Genomic DNA, 24,097 nt, shown 5'->3' on the forward strand with positions numbered 1-24,097 from the left:
CGCAGCAGCCCCAAGTCTATGCATGCGGTCTTTCAGTTAAACCGCAGTGAATGGTTTTGGGGCGGCTTCGCCACCCATCGGGGCGGTGCGACGTTTCGCTGAATCCCCTCACCACAATAAATCTCATCAACAGGCCCGCCTGCTGCCACAGGTTTGCAAACCATTGAGTCCGAACCAAGGAAACCGTATGAGCCTGTCACTCCTCAGCCGCTACGCCTTCTTTGCCGTCTGCGTGATTTTCACCCTCGCCAGCCTGCCCTTTCTCGAACACGACTGGCTGTGGCCGATCGCCGCCGTCACCGGCGTACTGAGCCTGCTCGGTCTGTTCGACCTGCTGCAGAGCCCGCACGCGGTGCGCCGCAACTACCCGATTCTGGGCAACATCCGTTATCTGGTCGAAGGCATCCGCCCGGAGATCCGCCAGTACCTGCTGGAATCCGACAGCGACGCCCTGCCCTTCTCCCGTGCTCAACGCTCGCTGGTGTATTCGCGGGCGAAAAATGAAAGCGCCGACAAGCCGTTCGGTACTTTGATCGATGTGTATCAATCAGGCTTCGAATTCATCGGCCACTCGATGCGCCCGGCGCCGTTGAGCGACCCGAGCAGTTTCCGCGTCACCGTCGGTGGCCCGCAGTGCACGCAGCCGTATTCGGCCTCGGTGTTCAACATTTCCGCGATGAGTTTCGGTTCGCTCAGCGCCAACGCGATCCGTGCGTTGAACCAGGGCGCCAAACTCGGCAACTTCGCCCACGACACCGGCGAAGGCAGCATCAGCCCGTATCACCGCGAACACGGCGGCGACCTGACTTGGGAACTGGGCAGCGGCTACTTCGGCTGCCGCACCAGCGATGGCCGCTTCGACCCGGAACGCTTCGCCACTCAGGCGCAGAATCCGCAGGTGCGGATGATCGAAATCAAGATGAGTCAAGGCGCCAAACCGGGTCATGGCGGGATCCTGCCCAAGCACAAAGTCACCCAGGAAATCGCCGACACCCGCGGCATCATGATGGGCGAAGACTGCATCTCGCCGTCACGCCACAGCGCGTTCTCCACGCCAATCGAAATGATGCATTTCATCCAGCAACTGCGTGAACTGTCCGGCGGTAAACCGGTGGGCTTCAAGTTCTGCCTCGGGCATCCGTGGGAGTTCATGGGCATCGCCAAGGCCATGCTGGAAACCGGCATCCTGCCGGATTTCATCGTGGTCGACGGCAAGGAAGGCGGCACCGGCGCCGCACCCGTGGAGTTCACCGACCACATCGGCGTGCCGATGCGCGAAGGCCTGCTGTTCGTGCACAACACCCTGGTCGGCCTGAATCTGCGCGACAAGATCAAACTCGGCGCCAGCGGCAAGATCGTCAGCGCCTTCGACATCGCCAGCGTCCTGGCCATCGGCGCCGACTGGGCCAACTCGGCGCGCGGCTTCATGTTCGCCATCGGCTGCATCCAGTCGCAAAGCTGCCACACCAACAAATGCCCGACCGGCGTCGCCACCCAGGACGCTCTGCGCCAACGCGCCCTCGTTGTCCCGGACAAGGCCCAGCGCGTCTACAACTTCCACCGCAACACGCTCAAGGCGCTGGCGGAAATGTTGGCAGCGGCCGGCCTTGAGCATCCGTCGCAACTGTCGGCCAAGCACCTGGTACGCCGCATGTCGGCGACCGAGATCAAACTGTTCTCGCAGCTGCATGTGTTCCTGAAACCGGGGGAATTGCTCACGGGTGAGGTGAATGGCGAGTTCTATTCGCGGATGTGGCAGATGGCGCGGGCGGACAGTTTTGAGCCGCAGGAGATAGCGGCGGCGTAAGCACAGGATGTGTGCCGCCCCGTACTGGGGCCGGCACTGATTCTGGAGTAAACAGGTATGCTGAAATATCCCCGCCATGAAGTGTGAGAGAAGGCGCCCTTCCCCTCGTAAATATGGGTCCGTCAACTGACGAGTAGCTGTCCGTAATCCACCATATTCTCTGGCTGCGACAGTCCAAAACCGTCACACCATCCAAATAGCCGCTGGCTGCAGGATCATTGATCAGGCTAAAGACGCCACGACTGCTGAGGCGTAGAAAATCATCCATTGATGAACGAATTTCAAACTTTGGACTGATTGAAGTGTTGCTGTAGTAGGCAAATGTCGGAAACCAAAAAATACTGGCCATGACGATCTCGTCATCCGGCTGAGTTACTTGAGTCAACTGCATCATCAATTGGGAGAATCTCAAATCTCGGCGCATGCCTGTGCCATTCATTCCATCGGTTTGCCGATAAACCTCGATCAGCCCAGACAGTTGCACAACGATCAAAAGCATCAATACCAATTTGGCCCACAGTGGCCGGAGTTGGTGCAAGGTATCCAGCGACACAGCTGCAATCATTGCAATACCAGGTGCCGCAAACATCAAATATCGGGGCACAAACAAAGGAATAACAAAGCCAATCAGATAAAGAGCGATCACAGGTACGAAGAAGTAACTGACCAGCAATACACTGAATCGCCGCTCAATCGATTTATTCACAATGGCAATTGCGGCGCACAACAGCATCAATGCGAAGGGCACCAAGTGCCAAATGGAAGGTTGCGAAATGCCTTCACCCATCACGATGAACTGCCAGACAAGATTCAATGCGCCTCTCAGAGTCACGGGCACGATCCACCCCAAATTGCTCGTGTCCGAAAGCTGATCGATTAAAGAAGGTATCCAGGGCAGATACCAAAACACTACGGCGAAGTTGGCAATCAACCATCGATCTGGCGCAATCGCGGCAGCTTTAGCACTCACCCGGTTTTGCCACCAGAACAACCAATGCACCAGCACACACAACCCTGCGAAGTAGTGGGTATAAAACGCGGCAATCATCAGCAAAACATAGATCAACGCAAAGCGTTTTTGCCCAGGATGTCGCGCCCAGCACACCAGAGCTACCGTCGCTCCCATCAGCCAAAACCCGAGCAGTGCATACATCCGCACTTCTTGGCTGTAACGCACCGAAATCGGCAGTAACGCCAACAGCAATGCTGCGATCCAGGTTGCCCGACGAGTAGAAACAAGGCTCATCAGCTTGGTGCAAAGCAGCAACGTGCCAACATCGGCCAGCGCACTGAATGCACGAGCCGCCAGTGCAGATTCTCCCCACACCGTCACCCAATAATGCAGCAGCACATAGTAAAGCGGCGGATGCACATCCAGCGCCGTCTGCGTCCAGATGTGAGCCGGTGTCTCTCGCGCCAGCAGCAGACTGTAAGCCTCGTCATACCAGATCGCGGGGACTGTAATGGAGTAGAACCGCACGCACAGCGCAATAATCAGCACTGTTGCCAGAACCAGCCGATCAGCCCGCACTGAAACATTCGCGTCTTTGAAAAAAGGTACGGCCACCAAGGCTTTCATGTCCGTTGTCCGCGAAACAGCGCAAACCGGAAAAAGCCGTAAGCCAACGTCAGGTTCAGCGCGGTAAACACCATGACCGTCAGCAGACCACTCCAGTCACGCGCATCGGCAATCGCACCGATGCCGAAACTGGCTCCGCCCATCAGCCCGATAAACAGCAAATAGCCGAATACCGGCGTTTTGCTGTCGAAGGTGTAGAGCATATTCACGTAAAACGAGAACGCCGCCGCCACGCAGAACGCGGCGAAGTTACTGGCTGACTGGGTCAATCCGATGGCGCTGCACAGGACGAAAAAAATCTGCCAGTGGATCAGGGCATCGGCGATTCCAATCACTGTCAGCGCAGGAAATCCTTTCATCACGGTTCCTTGTCATGGCTTGGTCCGGCTGACTTTCGAAGCTAGGGCATGGCGCTTGAATGGTCTACTGTCAGAAATTACAGGTACAGGGTGGATTGCGACGGACGGTCGGCCTTACCACTGCAGCTTTCTGCCGTGAGGCGGTTCTTTCATGACGATGAAACCGTAATCGCCAATCAGGTAAATCCGGTAATACAGGCTGTCCACCAGCGCTGGAAAACCCTGGTAGCCGACGCGGGTGGCGTTGCGCCGTTCGCGTTCGGCGACCACGTTGGTAATGCCTGCTGCCGACAGGTTTTCCGCAAGGATGAAGTAGTCGACGTTGAGCAGATAGTGCAGCACCGGCAGCTGTTTGAATGAACCGGTCGCACTGGTCAGCCAGCGATCGGAGTAGCTTACCGAGAGGTAAATCCGCTTGGCTTCACGCAGCTCGCGATGGGCGGCGATGTCGTGGCTCAGGCTGTACAGCGCGCTGCTGGCGAAGGTTTTCTGCAGGCTCAGCACCCGGCCGTACGCGAAGGACAGCGAGAGTGTCGCCAGCAGCGGAATGATCAGCAGCAAGGGCAAGCGACGGTGCCCGGATGCCAGCGCAACGTGCGCCAGATAGAACAATCCCGACAGCAACACGCCGAACCCCATCAGGGTCCGCGCGCCTTCATTGAAGTCACGGAACAGCAGCGTGATCCCCGGCACCAGCAATGCCAGGACAGGCAGCGTAAGCAAGCACAGCAGCAAGCTCGGCCAACGATGCTCGCGACAAAGAACCATGCGCACACCGCCGGCAACCGCACACAACACCAGCGCAGCGAAAATCCAGGCGTAGCCGCCGTGAAACAACAGGGCAACGCTCTCCACAATCCGAGCGAAATTGATGCCGATCTGCAACAGCGGGTTGGTGTGCAGGTTCAACAGATCCGTTTTTCGCAACGTCTCCATGAACGGGTAAGCCGTGACGCTGTAGATCAGGATCCCCAGGCCTGCTTGTGCGAGCTTCCAGCCCACCATTCGCAGGATCTCCGGCCACGGCGTTTGCCGCTGAACAGCCCTGATCGACTCGACACAACACAGACCGAGAAACACATTGAAGCTGATCTGATACAGCCCGATCGCCAATCCCAGCAACGCCGCCGGCACCAGCCAGCGCTGCACCCGCGATGCACCTTCGAACGTGATGGCGCAGATCACCGCGACCATGCTCAGGGCCATGATCGGGCCGTCGTATTGGTAGGACAGGTTCTGCAACAGGAACGGGTTATACCAGAGCGGCAACGCAACGAGACAAGAGGCCAGCGTCGGTTCAGTGAAGTAGTGAAACGTCAGGCGGGTCAGCGCCAGGCTCATCGCAACCGAGGCGAGCAACAGTGGCAAGGGGAAGATGTTCGGCGCAGCATCGGTAAAGCTCAGCGCCTGAAAAAACCAGTCGGCAAACAACCGCCCCTGCCCGGCCCAGGCATTACCTGCTGCCAGCGTGCGCCAGTTGTCGTCGATGTAGGGGAAGTCGGCGAGGATCAGGGGCAGGACGTACAACGAGGTGGCAAGCAGGTAGAACAGCGCGACCTGCCGCTGACTGAGTTCTCGTTCGAGAAAAGCGCTCGTCCTCATGTTCGCGCCTCGGTTCAATGCTGCGCGGAATGTGAATCTGATAGAAATGTGAGCGTTTTCAGGTGAGTTGGATCGCTCTTTCAGACCAGCGGTAAAACGTCAAAAGATCGCAGCCTGCGGCAGCTCCTGCAGGGTGAATAAATATCCCGTGTAGGAGCTGCCGCAGGCTGCGATCTTTTGCTTTTGCTATCGAGCGTTACCGCTTAGGAAACCGAACGCACCGCGCCCTGCGTTTCACCGGTCGGCTGCAACTTGAACACGTAGAACAACACCGTCAGCAGCACCAGGAACACCGGCCCCACATACAGCGCCACGCGGGTGTCCGGGAAGTACGCCATCAGGCCGACCACCAGCACCAGGAACGCCAGCGCGAAGTAAGAGCTGACCGGGTACAGCCACATTTTGTATTTCAGCCCGGCACGTTCGCTGGCGCTCAGGCCTTTGCGGAATTTCAGTTGCGCCAGCAGGATCATCACCCAGGTCCAGATCGCGCCGAAGGTGGCAATCGACGTCACCCAGACGAAGACTTTTTCGGGCACCAGGTAGTTGAGCAGTACGCCAATCAGCAGCGCGAAAATCGATAGCAGCAGCGCGCGACGTGGCACGCCGTTGGAGGTCTTGGCGAAACCGGCCGGGGCCTGGCCGTTCTGCGCCAGGCTGTAGAGCATGCGCCCGGTGCTGAAAATGCCGCCGTTGCACGACGACAGCGCCGCAGTGATCACCACGAAGTTGATGATGCCGGCGGCGGTCTTGATGCCCAGACGCTCGAAGGTCATCACGAACGGGCTGCCCTGAGTGCCGATTTCGTTCCACGGGTAGATCGACAGGATCACGAACAGCGCGCCGACGTAGAACAGCAGAATCCGCCAGAACACCGAGCCGATCGCATTCGGGATGGTTTTCTGCGGGTTGCGCGCTTCACCGGCGGTCAGGCCGATCATCTCGACACCGAGGTAGGCGAACATCACCATCTGGAGGGACATCAGCACACCGGTCACGCCGTTGGGCATGAAGCCGCCGTGGGCCCACAGGTTGGAAATCCCCAGCGCCACGCCGTCGTTGCCGAAACCGAAGGCAATGATGCCGACGCCGCCGATGACCATGGCGATGATGGTGACGATCTTGATCAGGGCAAACCAGAACTCGAATTCACCGAAGGCTTTTACCGCGATCAGGTTGATCGAGCCCATGCTGACCAACGCCGCGAGGGCCCAGATCCAACGCGGTACATCGGGGAACCAGATGCCCATGTACACGGCGACGGCGGTGATTTCCGCGACGCAGGTCACCAGCCACAGGAACCAGTAGTTCCAGCCGGTGAGAAAACCCGCCAGCGGACCGAGGTAATCCTGGGCATAGCGGCTGAACGAGCCGGCCACCGGATTGTGCACGGCCATTTCACCGAGGGCGCGCATGATCACCAGGATCGCCAGGCCGCCGAGAATGTACGACAGCATGATCGCCGGACCGGCCATTTCAATGGCCTTGGCCGAACCCAGGAACAGGCCGACACCGATACAGGCGCCGAGCGCCATCAGGCGGATATGCCGTTCACCGAGTTCGCGTTTGAGCGGGCCGCCGTGAGCGGTCTCGCCATGGGGCAGGTGATTGCCGACTGGCATAGGGATACAACCTCGTCTTGTTATTGGATATGACCACCGAGTGGCGAAGCGTCGACCGATAGGCCCAGGCTTGCCGAAACCGCACCTGCCTCGTGGGCAAACGCGCCTTGCAGGTCCCGACCTGCAAGATCAGCGGGGCGTGCAGTATAAAAAGCTTGTGACAGGGCTTTTCACTCTATAAACCACAACATTCAGCGGGAACTCTCGGCAGAAAGCCGGTTTACGGAGAGGCATTAACTGCTTTACGTAGGAATATTCGCCACCAAAAAGGCCGGCGAGTATTGCACAGCATGGGTGCATCGTCATGTACCTGCGTTGGTGGTATCGCGTGGGTGATGGCTCTAGCACAGCGGTTTCGATCAATTTGACTGTCAAATTCCCTGTGGCGAGGGAGCTTGCTCCCGCTGGGTTGCGCAGCAGCCCTGATCCCTGCAATCGCGATCTGCCTGAAACACCGTGTGCACAGGTTTTACGGCTGCTTCGCAGCCGAGCGGGAGCAAGCTCCCTCGCCACAGAGGAGGCGACACCTGGAAATTTTCGGAAATTTCGTACAGTCATCGCAGACCCAATTCTTGAATGCTGCGACTAGCGTGGATAAGGATTGAACTCGCGAAGGACGCAACGGAATGCGTAAACATCTACATTCACACAGGCTACGCCGAGGGCGCTATTCGGAATCGGGACGTGCCTATCTGATAACTGCAGTGGTGTATCAGCGCCGCAGGATATTCAGCGATTGGCAGGTGGGTCGTTTATTGGTAGCGGAACTCCGGCGAGCTCATGACCAGCGATGGGTCGATTCGATAGCCTGGGTGGTGATGCCTGACCACTTCCATTGGTTGGTCCAGCTGGAAGAAATGCATATTGAACGTCTGATGCAAGCGGTGAAATCCCGCAGCACTTTGTCGATTAATCGCGCCCTGAACCGAAAAGGCGCGTTCTGGCAAACCGGCTATCACGACCGCGCCATCCGTGATGGCGAAGACTTGAAACCCTTCGCCCGTTACATCATCGCCAATCCGCTACGGGCAGGATTGGTGAAGCGGATTGGCGATTACCCACTCTGGGATGCCTGTTGGCTCTAGGTCCATTACCGAAACCCGATCATGGTGAGGAGATTTATCTGTGGTTAGGAGATTTGAATGTGGTGAGGGGATTTATCCCCGATGGGGCGCGAAGCGGCCCCTGAACAAGGGGCTCCGCATTTTAATTGCGGGGCCTGCTGCGCAGCCCATCGGGGATAAATCCCCTCACCACAGATAAATCCCCTCACCACAGATAAGTCCCCTCACCACAGATAAATCCCCCCGCTACAGATAACCTCCACAGCCACCGACTTCAGTTTTGTTCAGATGGCTTCCCCGCACTTTTTTTTCCCCATCACCAACCACCGTCTAAGCTTCAGTCAAGTCCGATCAATCTGCGTGAATGGATCAATCGACTATGGGCGCTTTGTGGCAAACCGATTCGAGTAAAGCCGTGGTTCCGACTGAACGTGTGGATGAAGCGCCTGTCCCCCCCAAAAAACGCCGCAACCGGCATGGCTGGAAGGCGTTCTGGTTATTGCTGCTGATTATTGCCATCGTGGTGGGTCTGGCCGCGAGCAAGGAGATGCGCACCTCGCGTTTCCAGTCCCGGGAGCTGAGCCAGTACGCCGCCTCGCTCAAATATCAGCTGGAACCCGGCCCCAGCGAAGCGATCCGCTATCCGGGCAACGGGCCGTTCGATCTGCGTCTGGGTTACAGCTCCCTCGATGAATTCCTGCCGCGCCTGCTCAAGCGCGACTACGTGATCACCGAGCAGACGCGTTTTTCCCCGGCGCTGCTCAGCTACACCGACAAAGGCCTGTTCGTGCCTTATTCAGAAAAGATCCAGGCCGGGTTGTCGATCACCGACTGCCGCGCCGCGCCGCTGTATCAGTACAAGTATCCACAACAGCTGTATTCGAGTTTCGCGGCGATTCCGCCGGTAGTGGTCAGCAGTCTGCTGTTCATCGAAAACCGTTTTCTGCTCGACCCCAAACAACCGCTGGCCAACCCGGCCGTGGACTGGCCGCGTTTCGGTATGGCCGCCTGGTCGCAGGTGGCCAAGTTGCTGCACCTGCCGGGGCAATCAGCCGGCGGCAGTACCCTGGCCACGCAACTGGAAAAATACCGGCACTCGCCTGATGGCCTGACCGTGTCTGGCGCCGAGAAGATCCGCCAGATGCTGTCCGCCAGCGTGCGCGCCTATCAGCCCGGCCCGCAAACCCTCGGCGCGCGGCAGAACATCATCCGCGACTACCTCAACAGCGTGCCGCTTTCCGCTGTGCCGGGGCACGGTGAAGTGCATGGCATGGCCGAAGGTTTGCGGGTCTGGTACGGCAGCGATTTCAACAAGGCCAACGAACAGCTCAACAGCCCGGCCACCGATCCGAAAACCATGGCCGAAAAAGGCCTGGCCCTGCGCGAAATGCTCTCGCTGATGATCGCCCAGCGCCGCCCTTCGCATTACCTGACCAAGGGCCGTGAAGAACTCGCCGACCTCACCGACAGCCACTTGCGCCTGCTCAAACAGAACGGCGTGATCGACAGCGCGCTGGCCGATGCCGCGCTGGCGAGCAAGGTCACTTACCGCGACTGGCAAACTCAGCCGACGATTCAGCCGATCGAAACCAACAAGGGCATCAGCGTCGCCCGCAGCCGGCTGGCGAGTATGCTCAACCGTCCGCTGTACGACCTCGATCGCCTCGACCTCTCAGCCACCAGCACCTTGCAGGGCGACTTGCAGACCCAGGCCACCGAATACCTGAAAAAACTCGCCGATCCCGCGTTCGCCGGACAGATCGGCCTGATCGGCGAACGCTTGCTCACCCCGACCAGCACCACCCAGGTGCGCTACAGCTTCACCCTGTTCGAACTGACCCCGGACGGCTCGCGGGTGCGCGTGCAGACCGACAGCACCGACCAGCCGTTCGACATCAACGAGGGCAGCAAGCTGGAGCTCGGCTCGACGGCGAAGATGCGCGTGCTCACCACTTACCTGCAGATCATCTCCGAACTGCACGACAAGTACGGCGCCATGAGCGTGCCGGAATTGAAGAAAGTCGAAGTGCCGGATCAGGACCGTCTCAGCCAGTGGGTGATCGACTACCTGATCCAGAACAAAGACCACGATCTGTCGAAAATGCTCGGCGCCGCGCTCGACCGTAAATATTCGGCCAGCCCCGGCGAGGCGTTTTTCACCGGTGGCGGCCTGCACGTGTTCCACAACTTTCGCAAGGAAGACAACGGCCGCATGCCGACCCTGCGCGATGCCCTGCGCGAGTCGATCAACCTGCCGTTCATTCGGCTGATGCGCGATGTGGTGCGCTACGTCACCTACTCCGGCCCCAACAGCAGCGCCGAGTTGCTCAAGGACGACCGCGACCCTCGGCGTCAGGAATACCTGGCCAGTTTTGCTGACCGCGAAGGCACTTCGTTCCTGCTCAAGTTCTGGAAGAAATACAAGAACAAGGACACCCAGGCGCGCCTCGACACTTTCCTCGACAGCATGCGCCCCACGCCGATCCGCATGGCCGCTGTACACCGCTACCTGCTGCCCAATGCCAGTCAGGAAGACTTCAACAGCTTCGTCCGTGCCCACCTCAAAGGCGCCAAGCTCACCGAGAAACTCACCGACGATCGCCTGATCCGGTTGTACGACGCTTACGGCCCGGGCACCTACGATCTGCCGGATCAGGGCTTCATTGCCAAGGTCCACCCGCTGGACCTGTGGCTGATGGGCTACCTGCTGCACAACCCGGACGCCACTTTCAGCCAGGTGGTCAAGGCCAGTCAGTTCGAGCGTCAGGAAGTCTATAGCTGGCTGTTCAAGAGCAAGCACAAGGGCGCTCGTGACAGCCGCATCCGCACCATGCTCGAGATCGAAGCGTTCCTGGAAATCCACCAGCGCTGGCAGAAAGTCGGCTATCCGTTCGACCATCTGGTGCCGTCGCTGGCCACCGCCATCGGCAGCTCCGGCGATCGCCCTGCCGCACTGGCCGAACTGATCGGCACCATCCTCAACGACGGCGTGCGCATGCCGACCCTGCGCATCGACAGCCTGCACTTTGCTGCAGACACCCCGTATGAAACGCGTCTGACCAACGACCCGCATGTGGGCAAACGGGTGATGCCATCGGAGGTCGCCACGGCAATGCGCGAGGCTCTTTCACAAGTGGTGGACTCGGGTACGGCGAAGCGGGTTTCCGGCAGTTTCAAAACCGCCGACGGTACCCCGCTGGTGATGGGCGGCAAGACCGGCACCGGCGACAACCGCATCGAAGCCATCGGCTCTGGCGGGCGGATCCTCAGTTCGAAGTCGATCAACCGTACCGCGACCTTCGTGTTCTACATCGGCAACAACCACTTCGGCACGCTCACCGCGTTCGTCCCCGGGCGCTCGGCGGAAAACTTCAAGTTCACCTCGGCGTTGCCGGTGCAGGTGCTCAAGGGCATGGCACCGATCCTCTCGCCGTACCTGCAACCGGGCACGCATACGATGTGCCAGGCACCGGAAGTCACCGCCGCCCGCTAAGCACGAAAGCCCGGTGACGGGGTGGTAACAATGTATTTTTCGCTCCGTGTTTTTCGAAGGCTCCGTGCGCAACCCCGGCGTTTTCCACCGGGTATTTGCGCTTTTTTCACCCGCTGCCCTTGCCTAGGCTGATCGCTCCATTTTTGATCAAGGACGATCCAGCAATGCCCACCCTTTCCCCGCAGGGGCAACCGCCGCGCACGGCGAACCTCGTCTCACCGGATGTCAGTATTCATTATCAGACGATCGAAAAAGCCATCCCGGCCTGGCTGCGCGCAAGCTCAGCAAAGCGGGTCAATGAATTGCAGCTGCACCGACTGAAGCTGCCGGCCTGGTATCAAGAGGTCTCCGACGCCGAACATCTGCGTCTGCAACAGCAGATGCAAAATGCCTGGAAAGCACAAAACGACGTGGACAAGGCCTTGAGCAGCCTGCAAGACGTCTACGCCTTCGCCAAACCGTTATTACAGCAGGCGCTGCACCAGCGCTTCGGCGTCGAAGACGACGTCGAGAGCACCTGGCTGCGCCTGTACGCACCCGTCAACAGCGCGTGGTGGGCCCATGACTTTGCCGGTGCAACTACCAGCCGGACCGTCTCGCTGCTCGACGCTGCATTGCATAACTTTGCTCAGGACGAGGCCTTCAGCCCGGACTCGGAGTTCATCACCCGCCCCGATGCCAACGGCCACTTCACGGTCAGACCGCTCAAGCACCAACTGAGTATCGAGCAGTTCAAGTCACTCTGCCGCGAGCTGAATATCGGCGCCCGCTACGAACAGCATCTGAACGAGTTTCTGCGCTCGGGCAACCGTGTCGCCCGCCAGGTTTTGCAGTACAGGGTCATCTTCAGTCAGAAAAGTACCTTGAGCGTCTGTGCCCAACTGGCCCTGGCGAAAAAGGACATCGACCGCGACGCCTACGAGGTCGTGCAGGGCATGCTCGATGATCGGCGCGACCTGCGCTGGCGCGGGCGGGCTATCAACTATTACAACCTCGCCATGATGGATACGGCGCTGACCGGGATCACCCTCATCGCCCCTGACGTGGACACCGCCAATGCCCCGGTTCCGGTGATTGCCTATGTGCCCCATGACCCGGAGCACCCGCTCAGACAATACCCCTCGGCGCTGGATTTCATGGCGGAACTGACGCGGCAACTGCGCGACCGCGATTCTGCCGGCAGCTATCAGCGGTTTTTCAGCCAGTTCGTCAACCATCAGCAACGCGGGCATTTTTTTGCAGGCCTGAACGCCCGCCTGAGCAGCGTGAAATGGCACGCCGTGCCGCCGGGAACCGACCTGCCCGGTTGGCGTGAAACGCCTGTGGATCACCCCGACCTGCGCTTTCGCCTGACAAAAATCCAGGACGACCGCGATACCCGCTACACCGGCAGTCTCTGGGCTTACTTCTATCAGCAGAAGCTCAACAAGATCTTCAATGACGCACGGGAGATCGCCATTTCCACCGAGTATGCCGATCGCATGGCCCGCTGGGCCTGGTGGGACAACCTGGGGAAAATCCTCGCGGACATCTTCAACGTGGCGCTGCTGGTGGTGACCCCGCTGGTGCCGGGGCTCGGCGAATTGATGCTGGCCTACACCACGTATCAACTGCTGGACGGGGTCTTTGAAGGCATCGTCGACATGGCCGAAGGGCACTTGGCCGAAGCGGGTGAGCAAGCCCTCGGCGTGCTGCAAAGCATCGTCCAGCTCGGCGCCTTCGCCGCTGGCGCCAGCCTGGGACGTGTCGCACGGGTCAAGCTGTCGTCGTTTGTCGAAGGCCTGAAACCGGTGCAGTTGGCCGATGGCCAGACCCGTCTGTGGCACCCCGATCTTGCGCCCTATCGCCTGCCGGAACAGACGCTGCCAAGCCCGGCCCGGCCCGATGCGCACGGCGTTCATACGCTGGGGGACAAACAACTGCTGCGCCTGGATCAACACCTGTTCGAGGTGACCAAGGATCCGGTTTCCGGGGAGCACCGTCTGCGCCATCCACGACGCCCCCGGGCCTACGCGCCGACGCTTGCGCACAACGCCGACGGGGCCTGGGTCTGTGAAACGGAAAACCCGCGTCTGTGGGACGGGCCAACACTTATGCGACGCATCGGTCACCGCACCGATGGCTTCAGCGACGCGCAACTGGAACACCTGCGCCTGCTGACCGGTACCGACGAGGACGTGCTGCGCCGCATGCATGTGGATAACACTCCGCCACCGCCGTTGCTCAGCGACACGCTGGAGCGTCTCGGCCCGGCGCGCCCGGCGCAGCCCGCCGCGCCTCTCTCGCCGGCGGTCAGCCAGGTGTTGGTGGATTGTCCACAGTTGACACCGGTCCTTGCCGAACGGGTGATCTCCCAGGCCAGACCGATGGAACAGCAGCAAGCCATGACGCAACGCCGTCTGCCTTTGCGTTTGCGCACGACCGCCCGCGAGGTGCAGTTTGAATTGCAGTCCGTGCGCGCTGCCCAGAGTTTGTTGCAGCCAGCTCTGATCAACATCGACAGCGAACGGCTGATCCTCGGGGCGCTGCGGCACTACAGCGATACCTTCGGGGCGCTGCGGATTGAAATCCGAGAAGGCACGTTCGACGGCGAGTTGCGTTGCGAGGCCGGTGCAGCGGTCGCCGAACGGGTTCGGGTGCTGGTGCGGGTCGCCGCCGATCGCTATCAGGTGCGCGATGGCGCGGATCTGCCGCTCCACCCTGCCACTGGCCTGTACGAGGCAATCCTGCAGGCGATCAATCACGCTGGCCACAGCGTCCTGGGCTACCGAACCGACGAAGTCGAACCGTTCAGGCAGTGGCTCATCGCCAAAACCCAGCCCCCCAGCGAGCGGCGCACAATACTCGCCAGTTCGCCGATCCGCCGGGTCGCTGAATTCACTACTATGCTTCTGCTGCGCGGCCCGGCGCTGAGCCGCAACGCCGTCACTCTGGAACAACGCATCCAGGACCTGCATCCGCATTTCAGCCCGGGCGAGGTCGATGCCTTTGCCAGTGCCCTGACCGAACGCGGCGAGCCGCTCAAGGCCATCGAGGCACATGAAAACGACCTCGATGAGCTGCGGGTCATTGTCAATCGCTGGCGCTATCAGCAGCCGGATACCTGGGGGCCGGGCAGCTATTCGTTCCGCGAGGGTGGCGGGCTGCATATTTTCGAAAGGCTGCTGGACTGTTTCGAACGCAAGGACGAGCACCTGGGTAACCGCGCCGATCCGACCGCCTATGCGCTGGACCTGTCGCGGGAACTGCTCTCCACGGATCTGGAGATCTGGTGGGCGAAACGTCCGCCGCTGAAGAAGTTTCTCGACAGGGTCACGGTGCTCAAACTCGACAACACGCGATTCTCCCCCGACGCCAATGGCTTGCTCAAAGACTTCCCGAACGTGGTCGAGCTGAGTGCCAAATACTGCGAACTGACGCGCTTGCCGGACCGCATCGGGACCACGATGCGCCGCCTCGAACGCCTGCGTCTGAACAACAACCACATTGAGCTGGATCGCGCCGCCGTCGAACGGCTGAGCAGCCTGACCTACCTCGAAGTGCTGAGAATGGATGACAACCCGCTGGGGCTGTCGCCTGATCTGTCGCGCATGCCGCGCCTGAAGGTGGTGGCGCTGAAGAACACCGGGCTGACCACCTGGCCGGACGGCATTCTGGCCAAGCCACGGCCACGCGGTTTGCTGCTCGACTTGCGCGGCAACCCGCTGACCGTGATCCCCGACGTGCCAAGCGGTTCCGAGGCGCAATGGCTGGTGGCGCGCACGCGCCTGGACGTCGCCGCGCTGTCGGACCTCAACCAGTTGCGCTACCAGGACAGTCGCCGTTCGATGGCACTGCCACCGGAGCCGATCATGCCTGTCGCCACCCCGAGTACCTCGATCATCTCCAACTATGGCGCCGACTACTGGTCCGACGTGCCGGGCTGGGGCATTGATCGCGAAACACCATGGACGGAGCTGGTGGAAGATCCCTTGGCCCAACCGTTCATGGCGACGTTACTCAATGTGCGTGAGTTTGCCGATTTCCGTGCTGGCGGAACGGCGCGCGAGCAGTTGATGCAACGCGTCTGGCGCATGCTCGACGCCGTGCACGTCGACAGCCGCTTGCGTGAAAAACTGTTCACCATGGTGGTGGCACCGGTGGATTGCGCCGATGCCGGTGCGCAATTGTTCAATCACATGGGCGTGAATGTGCTCGCCTACGAGGCCCATGCCTATTCGGTCGAACCGAAGGAGCTGGAACGCAAACTGGTGACGCTGGGCAAAGGCGCAGCGCGGCTGGAACAGGTCAACGAAATCGCCCGGGCCGATGTCGCCAGCCGTGGCGGCAACCCCGACGAGGTGGAAGTCTATCTGGCCTACCAGACCGGTCTGGCCAAGCGTCTCGGCTTGCCCTGGCAGTCCGAAGACATGCTCTACCGTCCGGTATCCGGCGTCACCGACGCGATGATCGATCAGGCGTACGACACGGTACTGGCGCTGGGCGAAGGCGATGGTCTGGTCAACCAGATGCTCGAGCTCGACTTCTGGAAAGAGTACCTGAGCGAGCGCTATCCCGTGCGCCTGGAAAGCAACAAGCGCCTGTTCCAGCGCCGCTACGAAGCCCTTGAGTCGCTGCGCGAGGTCCAGCGCCAGTGGACGCAATCGGCGGTGGCCGAGGAACGCGCGGCCCTGCGCGAACAGCTCAAGACGTTGATGAACGAGCTGCCGGTGCCAGCGACCGTGGTGTTCAATGACCAGCCGATCAGCGACACGCTGTTCGACCGGTTGCTGATCGACCTTGCGGATGACGAAAAGGAACTGGCGCGGCGCCTGACCCGTGAAGCACTGGCTCGCGCCGGGCTTTGACGACGGCGTGACGGCCTGCCCGTTGCACATCGGGCAGGCCGGGCAACTTCAGGGCGCCGCCGCGTTAAAGATCAGGTGCACGTTGCCGTAGTAACTCCCCGGCTTGTAGCCGCCGGCGGGCGTGATCGGCTGGATCTCCAGCACGTAACGCCCGCCGGCCCTGGCCTGCTCCGCCGAGACCACCTGACGCGGCGGCGTCTCGTGAGTCAGCACGGTATCGGCGAAGCTGACGCGCAGATAAATGTTCTGCTCGTCGCGGCCATTGGACAGATACGCTTCGCTCTCCAGCCGGGCCTCGATGGCACTGGTGTCGTGCCTGACGTCGAAGTGTTTGCGCAATCCGCCGAGGCGTTTGGTGCTGACATTCCACGGCAGAATCTGCGCACGATGAATCCAGTCCGTCTCGGCCGGTATTACATAAAAACCCAGCGCCGGAATATCCACCGACACCTCGAAACGGTACTCCTCGCGTGCCGCGAACGACGCCGTGCTGAGCAGCGTCAGAATGCCCGCGCACAGGGTCATCAACGATTGCCTGATCATCTCGGTTGATCCCCTGAAGAGAGGCCGACCACGCGCTGGGACTTCTTGCTGTTGCCTTCCACCAGATTGAAGCGGTATTCGCGTCCCGGTTTCTTGTCGAACTCGAAACTGTTGCCCGCGCGGATGTGGTGTTTGGTGGTCGGCTCGCAGGCGGTCTCGTCCTTCAGCGCGCAATTGCGAAACTCGTCGATCATGACCACGGTGTTGCCGTTATTGCGCACCCGATAGGTCGCTGCGGTGTCTTCGATCACGCTGTCGAAACGGCTGTCTTTCGGGCGCACAAAGAACACCGTACCGAAACCGGTCATGACGTTGACCCCGGCCGACAAGGTGTTCTGGTATTGCTCACGCTCCTCGGCGGACACAGCGAATTCGTCCTCCTTTTCCGGAACCACCGGGATGAACCGCACGCGGAAGTAACGCTCCCGGTCGCGCTCGCCCATCATCAACAGACGCGTGCCCTGCATGCCGTTGGCCGGCACGATCAGCCGTGCGGGACTGGCCATCAGGCCGTCACGACTGCTCATGTCGGCCTGGCTTTTGACTTCGATTTCCCGCGAGTTACCGTCAGCGTCGTAGAGGATTTCGAGGATATTGACCTTGACGAATGCGGTGCTGTCGCCGCTGTTGAACACTCGTTTCAGGTAGGTGCTCTTGTCACCGTCGAGGTAGTCATAGACCGTGCCGACATTGATCTGCGGGCCGGCCTGCAGGGCAAAGGGCAACCCGCTCAAAAACATTAATAACAACAGACGTTTCATCACCTTGATTCCTTGGTCGTTGAACACGATGCCGACTCGAGTCGTCGCTATAAGGTCCATCAGATATCCGAATCCCAGACCACCACGACAGCGCCGGAATAGCTGTCGCTCACCCCGGGCTGCAGCATGTTTGCCATTGAATGTGGCGGCACCTCGAAATGCAGGGTTCCCGGGGCTCGATCCACATAGAAGCCCGGCTTGAAATACAGGGCATTTGCATTGCCCGATTTCAATCGCGCGCGTTTCACGGGCTGACCGGCAAGATCGGTTATGCCGTTGGGCATGCTGACGCTGATGTGCAGCTCGACGCGACGGTAATTTTTACTGTCCTGCAATCCGCACTCGCCATTGAATCCGGGGCCGCAGGCGATTATCTGCATCTTGAAACGTGAGGACGCCGAGATGTTGAAGGTCTGATCGCGGAACAGGTTCACCGGCCGCCGTCCGGCCTGCAGCCAGCTCTGCCAGCCTCCGGCGGGCACCAGACGGATTTTCTCGCCGCCGGGCGGGATGTCGACCTTGAGCGTGTGCTGTACGTCCAGATTGAAGTTCAAGGTCAGCGATGAACTGCTGGGTATCATCACATCACCGAAATCGAAGTCTGCATTCGGTCCTACGCTGTAAGTCAGCGAACCGATGTAGCGCCCCGACGACATGCCCAACGGGTTGGGGGTTTCCAGTTCATAGGCAAAATCGAGGAACTCCAGACGCAGCCACGGCACATCGAACCTGGCCTGCTTTGTACAGGCGGTAGCCGAGGGAGTTTTCCAGAAAAAGGCGTAAGAATTGGTGGAGTAGAATCCCACACCACTGTACAGACAGGGCGCCGGGGCATTGACCCAGCTTGATCCCCATAACAGGTTATGGGCGATGCGATAGTCAGCGGCGCCGCCCACCAGTTTCATCACGTCCTCGGTCACATAGCGCGAACCGATACCGACAATCCGCACCCTGACGGTTTCCGGCTCGCGGGTGGTTTCGTGATAGACCGTCAGTTCACGCCATTGCGTGGGCACCTGGAACGTCGCGCCCTGGCGTGGCGAGGCATGATTGGCCAGGATCGGCGTACGGGAATTGAACTGGATCGGCACCTGCAAGCTGAACATTTCGTTCTGCTCGCACTGCACCGGGTCGTAGGTGCAGTAGCCACTGGGAGGGGTAGTGTTCTGAAACTTGTTGCGGTGTGGATAAGACGAGTCCGGCTTGAACTCGGCGGTAATCGAAACCTGTTCGGCGTGAGCCGGCAACACCGTGCTCGCGACCAACACAACAGCCGCCAGCAAGAAGCGCCGGGATGTAGCCAAAGGTGAGACGTTCATGTCTGCAAAATCTCCTGAAGCAGGCCGTATCAACCCGCGGTATGTGCCTGGTGGGTGACGTCGGCCAACGTGTCCGGCGAGCAGCGCAAATCACCGATCATCAACACGTTGTTTTCACTGCGATGCTTGTCGGTGTCGAGCCGGAACTGGCACAGCAGTTGATCGGCGTAGCGCACTTCGAGGGTCGGTGAACCGGCGTGCATTTCCATCGAGAAAAACCCGTCGACTTCGCTGACCCCGCGGCTGGCGTGATTGATCACGTGATGGCCCTTGAGCGGGCGCCCTTGCGGGTCGAGCAAGCGTCCCAGCACGGTCAGGGTTTTCATCACCCGCACCTTGCGGTACTCCACGCCGCCCTTGTTCAGGTGATAGCGGGCGCGGGACGGTTCGATGCTGGCCGCCGGAACGTGGTTGCCTTGGAAATCGAAGCCCACCGAACTGTTGCGGTACGCCGTGAGCGGGATGAAATTGCGCCCCGGCCGCAGCGCTGAGCTGCCGCCGCTGAGGTCGTCGGCGCGCAGGGCAATGTCGGCGATATCCGATTCGACATCGACGATCATCCCGGCACCGCGGCCCTGATGCTGACTGGTCATGAGCAGATGCTGACCGCCAATGATCACGCTGCTGTCGAGGTTCACGCCACCGGTGAAATTGCCGTTGTAGGACGAGCGTTGCACGAAGCCGTCGCCATTGACCCAGTCGGTACGGAAGTTGGCCAGGCTCGAAAGACCGACGCCGTAGGTGTCGGTCAGCGCCGTGACCGAAATGCTTTGCAGAATGTGCTCCTGCAGATCCTTGCGATAGCCGATCGAGCCATTGTTGTCGCGCCCGCCATCGCGGGCGGTGCGGCTGCCGATGCTCCCGGAAATCTGCTGGCCCGGCCCGCCCAGCGCCATGTTGATGCTCAGGTCGATCCCGCGATTACGCGCCTCGCCACTGCTGTAGCTGCCCGGCCGGTCGAACAGCGACAAGCGCCAGTTGGCATCGCTGCCAAACAGCTCGGTGCGCTGCGTCCAGCCCAGGTCCATACCAACGCCGTCGACATTGCCTTCGCTGTGCGAGACCCGTGCGCTCAACGAATTCTTGCGGCTGAGGCGATGGTTGAGCGCCAGCGACGAGTTACTGGTTTCGCCGGTGAACACATTGCGCTGGCGTACGCGAGTCCCGTCGGGCAGCGTGTCGTAACTGTTGCGGGTGTCGAGCCAGCTGCGGTTGTGGCTGACCACCAGGCTGCCGGCGCCGTAGTTGTACAGGCCCTGCACATCGACGCCGGTGCCGTGGTCTTCGGTCTGATAGAGGTTGGCGAAGAGGCTGATGCTGTCGGCCAGGCTCCAGTCGATCGAGGTGCCGTACTGCAAGGTGTCACGTACCTGACGCGCCGACAGGCCGAGGATCACCCGTGGATGCAACAGGTAATTGAGCGCGGCGCCGGCGGTGAGATCACCGCTTTGCTGTTCCTCCCAATTGCTCAGCAGTTTGCTTTCCTGCCCGGCGAACAGGTTGTAGCGCCAGCGCTGGTCGAGGTTTTGCCAGTTCACCGGTTTGTAGACCAGCTCCTGGGTGGTCGAGGTGGTCTGGCCATCCTCGATCAGACGGACTTCGACTTCGTAGATGCCACCGGGCAAGGGCCGGGTGTCCAGCGTCTGTAAACCGGCCGGCACGGCTTGCGTGTTGATCAGCAGGCCATCGCGGTAGATCTCCACCGACGCCTGGCGATTGGCCGTGACGAAAATCGGGTAGACGCTGGGCCGCGGGCTGTCGACCGCCAGGCTGTCGGAGCTGCCATACATCACGCCGACCGCCGTGTCGGGGCTGGTGCCGAACGAACGGGGCTGGCGGGTCAGGCCTTCGGAATTGGGGGTGAAATAGCCCAGGCGGAAAAAACTGCCCTGCAGTTCGCGCTGGGTGAAAAGCTCGTGTACCGCGTGATAGGTCTTGGTGTCTGGCCCGCCGAGGCGCGCCAGTTGCATGTTGAAGGACTGGCTCCAGTTGCCGAGACTGGCACTGGCTTCGAGGCCGAAACGTCCGCCCAGATCCTGGTTCTGGCCGCCATTGAGGTTCAGCTGATTACGCAGCATCAGACCGCTGCTGCCCCCCTCGGGCTGCTCATGGAAGCGTTGCGTCTGCAGATCGCGCTCGGCGTTTTCGGTGGCGATCGAAAGCAGTGAATTTTCCAGGTTGTAGTGCACCGCCAGCAGTTGCTCGGGGCATTGCCCGCTGCAGTTGCCAAGCGCTACACCGGATTTGAGGAGGCTGGCCCAGGTTTCACGCTCGGCGGCACTGATGCGGCTGTCGCTGGTGTCGGTGAAGTCGAGCAAGGTAATGCGATCATCGCGCGACAATACAATCATTGCCTCGCCCAGCGGTTGTTGATCAAGATCGACACGAACCGCCAGAGGCACATCAAAGAAATGCTCTTCAAAGTCTGCCGGAAGACCTTTCGCCTGAGCCAGCAAACTTCGCGGGGTATTATCGACTGGCGGCGGCGCCGCCAATACGCTGCTGCTTAACAGCAACGCAAGCGCAGCCGCGATGGGCGTCATCGGATACATGAATTAATACTCTGATTACCGGAAGTAAAAGCCCGGCCGGGCAACTTAAAAGTTGCCGACCGGTTACGTTACTGGACAAGTAACGTCAGGTATTGCCGTTATGACTCAGACCGAAGGTTCGACGACCAGCATGACCACACCGGTGTAGTCGCCAGCGGCCGGTTTGGCACCGGTGGCGCTGATCTTGAAGGGTGCGCGATAACGCGTATTGGACTCGGTATCGCCGACCACTTCCTGCGAGGTGGTGGTCAGTGTCCTGCCGTTGAGTTCGACTTTCAGGTCGATGGTGTTGTTGCCGCCAATCAGCTTCGGCACGCCTTCCAGACGTGCATGAACCTTGCCGGCAGTGTGCAGCACATCGAAGTGCCCGTTGACTTCGCGCATCGAATTGGTGCCCGGGTTAAAGCTCATGTCCTGATCCTTGTTGACCAGATCGGCATCCACCGGCACCGCATAGAAGTCGTCAGCCGGTACGTGCGCCACGATACTGATGGAGTGCTTGGCTTCAGTGGCGGCAAACGCCATCGAGGCGCTCATGGCCAGGACAGTCAGAGGGGCGGCAAGGGCGAGTTTCTTGAGCATCATTGAATACCTGTCTTATATAAATTAGTTGAGTCGTCGAGCAGTCAAGGCGAGCTGAACAGTCACGAGCAGTCAGTGCTCACCGTTAACTTTCAACGCCGAAGAATGTTCAACCAATTTATCTTCAAAGTAAGCAGGCAACGTCCTGCGAGCTTGTAGCCTGGACGCCATTAGATGAGAAAGAAAAAACCGTTAAATTCAGGAAAGTTCCTGTGCAACTGTCAGATACAGGCTACAGGGCGCCAGCAGAGTGACTGTACGCGCCACAACTTCGCCGCAACTTCCGTAAGACATGTACCACACTTTCCCGGAAATAAAGGGCGAAACGGAATATTAGAGAACAAGCACTAATCTGCGCCTTTGCCGGGAGATTTAATACTGCGATTTCTTGATCGTTTTCCGGTTTTTTGCGAGCGCCGATTCGATCGGTCAGGTGTGCACCGTTGGTCAGGACACCTTGCCAGCGCGTAAAGATATATCTTAAGTTGTATCTAAACACGACGAGAGAGCAGGCCAATGAGAGACCATCATTCCCCCCATCATCACCGCGAACACGGCGACGGCCGTGACGGCTTCGAAAAACGCCCAGGCCGTGAACGCGGCGGACGCGGCCCACGAGTCTTCGCCCCCGGTGATCTGAAATTGTTGCTGCTGGCGCTGATCGCCGAGCAGCCGTGCCACGGCTATGACCTGATCCGCCAGATCGAAGGCATGTTCGACGGCGCCTACAGCCCAAGCCCCGGCGTGATCTACCCGACCCTGACCTTCCTTGAAGAAAGCGACCTGATCAGCGGCGACGCCGAGGCCGGCAAAAAACGCTACAGCGTGACGGATGCCGGTCGTTTGTCTTTGAGTGAGCAAGCGGTCGCACTGGACGGCGTGCGCATGCGCATTGACGTCAGCAAACGTTCGTTGCGCGGCCATGACCGGCCGCCGGAAATCCACGAGGCGGTGCACAACCTGCGCCACGCTTTGCAAATGCACCACGGGCGCTGGAGCCCGGAAGAAATCCTGCGTGTGCGTGACCTGCTTAACGACACCGCCAAAGCCATCGTCGACGGCCCTGCCGTTCAAACTGCCCAGGAGAAAGCCGAATGACTGCAGTCGATACCCAAACCATTCACCGCGTGATGCACGAAATCAAACGCCGCAAGCTCGAAGTGCTGCGCGTGGTCGACCTGACCCCGCGCATGCGCCGCATCACCCTCGGCGGGCCGCAGCTGGCGGGCTTCATCAGCCTGGGCACCGACGATCACGTGAAATTGCTGTTCCCGCAGAACGCCGAACAGGCTGCAGCGCTGGAAACCCTGGTGCTCGGTGCCGGCAAGGACAACGGCCCGCTGCCCGAGATGCGCGACTACACCCCGCGCCGTTATGACCTGGACACACTCGAGTTGGACATCGACTTCGTCCTGCACGGCGACGGCCCTGCCTCGACCTGGGCCGAACAGGCGAAGCCCGGGCAATTTCTGCACATCGGTGGGCCACGCGGTTCGATGATCGTGCCGGATATCTTCGACAGCTACCTGCTGATCGGCGACGAAACCGCCCTGCCCGCCATCGCCCGCCGTCTCGAAGGTCTGGCGGCCAATCGCAGAGCACTGGTGGTGATCGAAGTGGAAAACGGTGCCGAACAACAAGTGCTGGACAGTGCGGCGCAGGTCAACGTGATCTGGGTACTGCGCGAGGGCGGCAAGGACAACCTGCTGACCACCGTCAAACAGTTGCAGGTGCCCAAGGGCAATCTGTATGCATGGGTGGCGACCGAGACCAAGGTCTCGCGGCAGATCCGCCGGGTGCTGATTGATGAGCATGGGCTGGATGAACAGCTCATCAAGGCCGTCGGTTACTGGCGGGCTGAGGGCACATCCGAAGAAGAATGACACCGATCCCCTGTGACTGATGATTACCTGTGGTGCTGATTACATGTGGTGAGGGGATTTATCCCCGATGGGCTGCGAAGCAGC

The 24,097-nt window shown here is 60.1% G+C and carries 15 protein-coding genes; 6 read left to right on the forward strand and 9 right to left on the reverse strand.

From position 1 onward, the window contains the following. Positions 1–187: 187 nt before the first annotated feature. A complete protein-coding gene (locus PMI25_RS09515) occupies positions 188–1,807 on the forward strand; it encodes an FMN-binding glutamate synthase family protein (protein ID WP_024164444.1) in 1,620 nt (539 codons plus the stop codon). On the opposite strand, the gene PMI25_RS28050 is transcribed toward PMI25_RS09515, so the two are convergent. The 4 genes from PMI25_RS28050 to PMI25_RS09530 all read right to left on the reverse strand — a co-directional run bounded on the left by PMI25_RS28050 (position 1,716) and on the right by PMI25_RS09530 (position 6,969). After that, positions 1,716–3,386: a glycosyltransferase family 39 protein gene (locus tag PMI25_RS28050; protein ID WP_007964499.1), complete on the reverse strand. Its 1,671-nt coding sequence runs from the start codon at positions 3,384–3,386 to the stop codon at positions 1,716–1,718. The two genes, PMI25_RS09515 and PMI25_RS28050, sit on opposite strands and share 92 nt — an antisense overlap. Then, positions 3,383–3,745, reverse strand: a complete 363-nt coding sequence (locus PMI25_RS09520) for a GtrA family protein (RefSeq protein ID WP_007964498.1) — start codon at positions 3,743–3,745, stop codon at positions 3,383–3,385. The genes PMI25_RS28050 and PMI25_RS09520 overlap by 4 nt, the downstream gene beginning before the upstream one ends. Before the next feature lie 114 nt (positions 3,746–3,859). Further along, on the reverse strand, positions 3,860–5,347 hold the full coding sequence (locus tag PMI25_RS09525; RefSeq protein ID WP_007964497.1) for a glucosyltransferase domain-containing protein: 1,488 nt from the start codon (positions 5,345–5,347) through the stop codon (positions 3,860–3,862). Between the two features lie 203 nt (positions 5,348–5,550). Beyond that, positions 5,551–6,969: an amino acid permease gene (locus tag PMI25_RS09530; protein WP_007964496.1), complete on the reverse strand. Its 1,419-nt coding sequence runs from the start codon at positions 6,967–6,969 to the stop codon at positions 5,551–5,553. A gap of 626 nt (positions 6,970–7,595) precedes the next feature. Between PMI25_RS09530 and PMI25_RS09535 the strand changes: the two genes are divergently transcribed. From PMI25_RS09535 to PMI25_RS09545, 3 genes are all read left to right on the forward strand, one after another. Continuing rightward, the gene (locus PMI25_RS09535) at positions 7,596–8,054 is read left to right on the forward strand and encodes an REP-associated tyrosine transposase (protein ID WP_007964493.1); all 459 of its coding nucleotides are present in this window, start codon (positions 7,596–7,598) and stop codon (positions 8,052–8,054) included. A 358-nt stretch (positions 8,055–8,412) separates the two neighbouring features. After that, positions 8,413–11,526 (forward strand): transglycosylase domain-containing protein, encoded by a 3,114-nt coding sequence (locus tag PMI25_RS09540; RefSeq protein ID WP_007964491.1) that lies wholly within the window; start codon positions 8,413–8,415, stop codon positions 11,524–11,526. Positions 11,527–11,690: 164 nt separating this feature from the next. Beyond that, the gene (locus tag PMI25_RS09545; RefSeq protein ID WP_007964489.1) at positions 11,691–16,373 is read left to right on the forward strand and encodes an NEL-type E3 ubiquitin ligase domain-containing protein; all 4,683 of its coding nucleotides are present in this window, start codon (positions 11,691–11,693) and stop codon (positions 16,371–16,373) included. Positions 16,374–16,421: 48 nt separating this feature from the next. Here the strand turns inward: PMI25_RS09545 and PMI25_RS09550 are convergent, their stop codons facing one another. The 5 genes from PMI25_RS09550 to PMI25_RS09570 all read right to left on the reverse strand — a co-directional run bounded on the left by PMI25_RS09550 (position 16,422) and on the right by PMI25_RS09570 (position 22,130). Then, positions 16,422–16,916: a CS1 type fimbrial major subunit gene (locus tag PMI25_RS09550; protein ID WP_007964488.1), complete on the reverse strand. Its 495-nt coding sequence runs from the start codon at positions 16,914–16,916 to the stop codon at positions 16,422–16,424. Next, complete coding sequence (locus PMI25_RS09555; RefSeq protein ID WP_045122023.1) at positions 16,913–17,677, reverse strand: pilus assembly protein; 765 nt, start codon at positions 17,675–17,677, stop codon at positions 16,913–16,915. The genes PMI25_RS09550 and PMI25_RS09555 overlap by 4 nt, the downstream gene beginning before the upstream one ends. A 59-nt stretch (positions 17,678–17,736) precedes the next feature. Next, positions 17,737–18,996, reverse strand: coding sequence for a hypothetical protein (locus PMI25_RS09560; protein ID WP_007964484.1), 1,260 nt, complete (start codon positions 18,994–18,996; stop codon positions 17,737–17,739). A 29-nt stretch (positions 18,997–19,025) separates the two neighbouring features. Further along, a complete protein-coding gene (locus tag PMI25_RS09565) occupies positions 19,026–21,548 on the reverse strand; it encodes a CS1-pili formation C-terminal domain-containing protein (protein WP_007964482.1) in 2,523 nt (840 codons plus the stop codon). Between the two features lie 105 nt (positions 21,549–21,653). Further along, complete coding sequence (locus tag PMI25_RS09570) at positions 21,654–22,130, reverse strand: CS1 type fimbrial major subunit (protein WP_177325706.1); 477 nt, start codon at positions 22,128–22,130, stop codon at positions 21,654–21,656. Between the two features lie 516 nt (positions 22,131–22,646). On the opposite strand from PMI25_RS09570, the gene PMI25_RS09575 reads away from it, so the two are divergent. Together PMI25_RS09575 and PMI25_RS09580 are read left to right on the forward strand one after the other, a co-directional pair. Beyond that, positions 22,647–23,228: a PadR family transcriptional regulator gene (locus PMI25_RS09575; RefSeq protein WP_007964478.1), complete on the forward strand. Its 582-nt coding sequence runs from the start codon at positions 22,647–22,649 to the stop codon at positions 23,226–23,228. After that, on the forward strand, positions 23,225–24,013 hold the full coding sequence (locus PMI25_RS09580; RefSeq protein WP_007964475.1) for a siderophore-interacting protein: 789 nt from the start codon (positions 23,225–23,227) through the stop codon (positions 24,011–24,013). The genes PMI25_RS09575 and PMI25_RS09580 overlap by 4 nt, the downstream gene beginning before the upstream one ends. Positions 24,014–24,097: the final 84 nt, after the last annotated feature.

Origin of the sequence: Pseudomonas sp. GM30 (genome assembly GCF_000282275.2) — a bacterium.
GTDB lineage: Bacteria > Pseudomonadota > Gammaproteobacteria > Pseudomonadales > Pseudomonadaceae > Aquipseudomonas.

Excerpts from the sequence above, each read along its gene's own strand:
- PMI25_RS09515 (WP_024164444.1), top strand. The coding sequence starts at position 188 with ATGAGCCTGTCACTCCTCAGCCGCTACGCCTTCTTTGCCGTCTGCGTG.
- PMI25_RS28050 (WP_007964499.1), bottom strand. The coding sequence starts at position 3,386 with ATGAAAGCCTTGGTGGCCGTACCTTTTTTCAAAGACGCGAATGTTTCA.
- PMI25_RS09520 (WP_007964498.1), bottom strand. The coding sequence starts at position 3,745 with ATGAAAGGATTTCCTGCGCTGACAGTGATTGGAATCGCCGATGCCCTG.
- PMI25_RS09525 (WP_007964497.1), bottom strand. The coding sequence starts at position 5,347 with ATGAGGACGAGCGCTTTTCTCGAACGAGAACTCAGTCAGCGGCAGGTC.
- PMI25_RS09530 (WP_007964496.1), bottom strand. The coding sequence starts at position 6,969 with ATGCCAGTCGGCAATCACCTGCCCCATGGCGAGACCGCTCACGGCGGC.
- PMI25_RS09535 (WP_007964493.1), top strand. The coding sequence starts at position 7,596 with ATGCGTAAACATCTACATTCACACAGGCTACGCCGAGGGCGCTATTCG.
- PMI25_RS09540 (WP_007964491.1), top strand. The coding sequence starts at position 8,413 with ATGGGCGCTTTGTGGCAAACCGATTCGAGTAAAGCCGTGGTTCCGACT.
- PMI25_RS09545 (WP_007964489.1), top strand. The coding sequence starts at position 11,691 with ATGCCCACCCTTTCCCCGCAGGGGCAACCGCCGCGCACGGCGAACCTC.
- PMI25_RS09550 (WP_007964488.1), bottom strand. The coding sequence starts at position 16,916 with ATGATCAGGCAATCGTTGATGACCCTGTGCGCGGGCATTCTGACGCTG.
- PMI25_RS09555 (WP_045122023.1), bottom strand. The coding sequence starts at position 17,677 with ATGAAACGTCTGTTGTTATTAATGTTTTTGAGCGGGTTGCCCTTTGCC.
- PMI25_RS09560 (WP_007964484.1), bottom strand. The coding sequence starts at position 18,996 with ATGAACGTCTCACCTTTGGCTACATCCCGGCGCTTCTTGCTGGCGGCT.
- PMI25_RS09565 (WP_007964482.1), bottom strand. The coding sequence starts at position 21,548 with ATGTATCCGATGACGCCCATCGCGGCTGCGCTTGCGTTGCTGTTAAGC.
- PMI25_RS09570 (WP_177325706.1), bottom strand. The coding sequence starts at position 22,130 with ATGCTCAAGAAACTCGCCCTTGCCGCCCCTCTGACTGTCCTGGCCATG.
- PMI25_RS09575 (WP_007964478.1), top strand. The coding sequence starts at position 22,647 with ATGAGAGACCATCATTCCCCCCATCATCACCGCGAACACGGCGACGGC.
- PMI25_RS09580 (WP_007964475.1), top strand. The coding sequence starts at position 23,225 with ATGACTGCAGTCGATACCCAAACCATTCACCGCGTGATGCACGAAATC.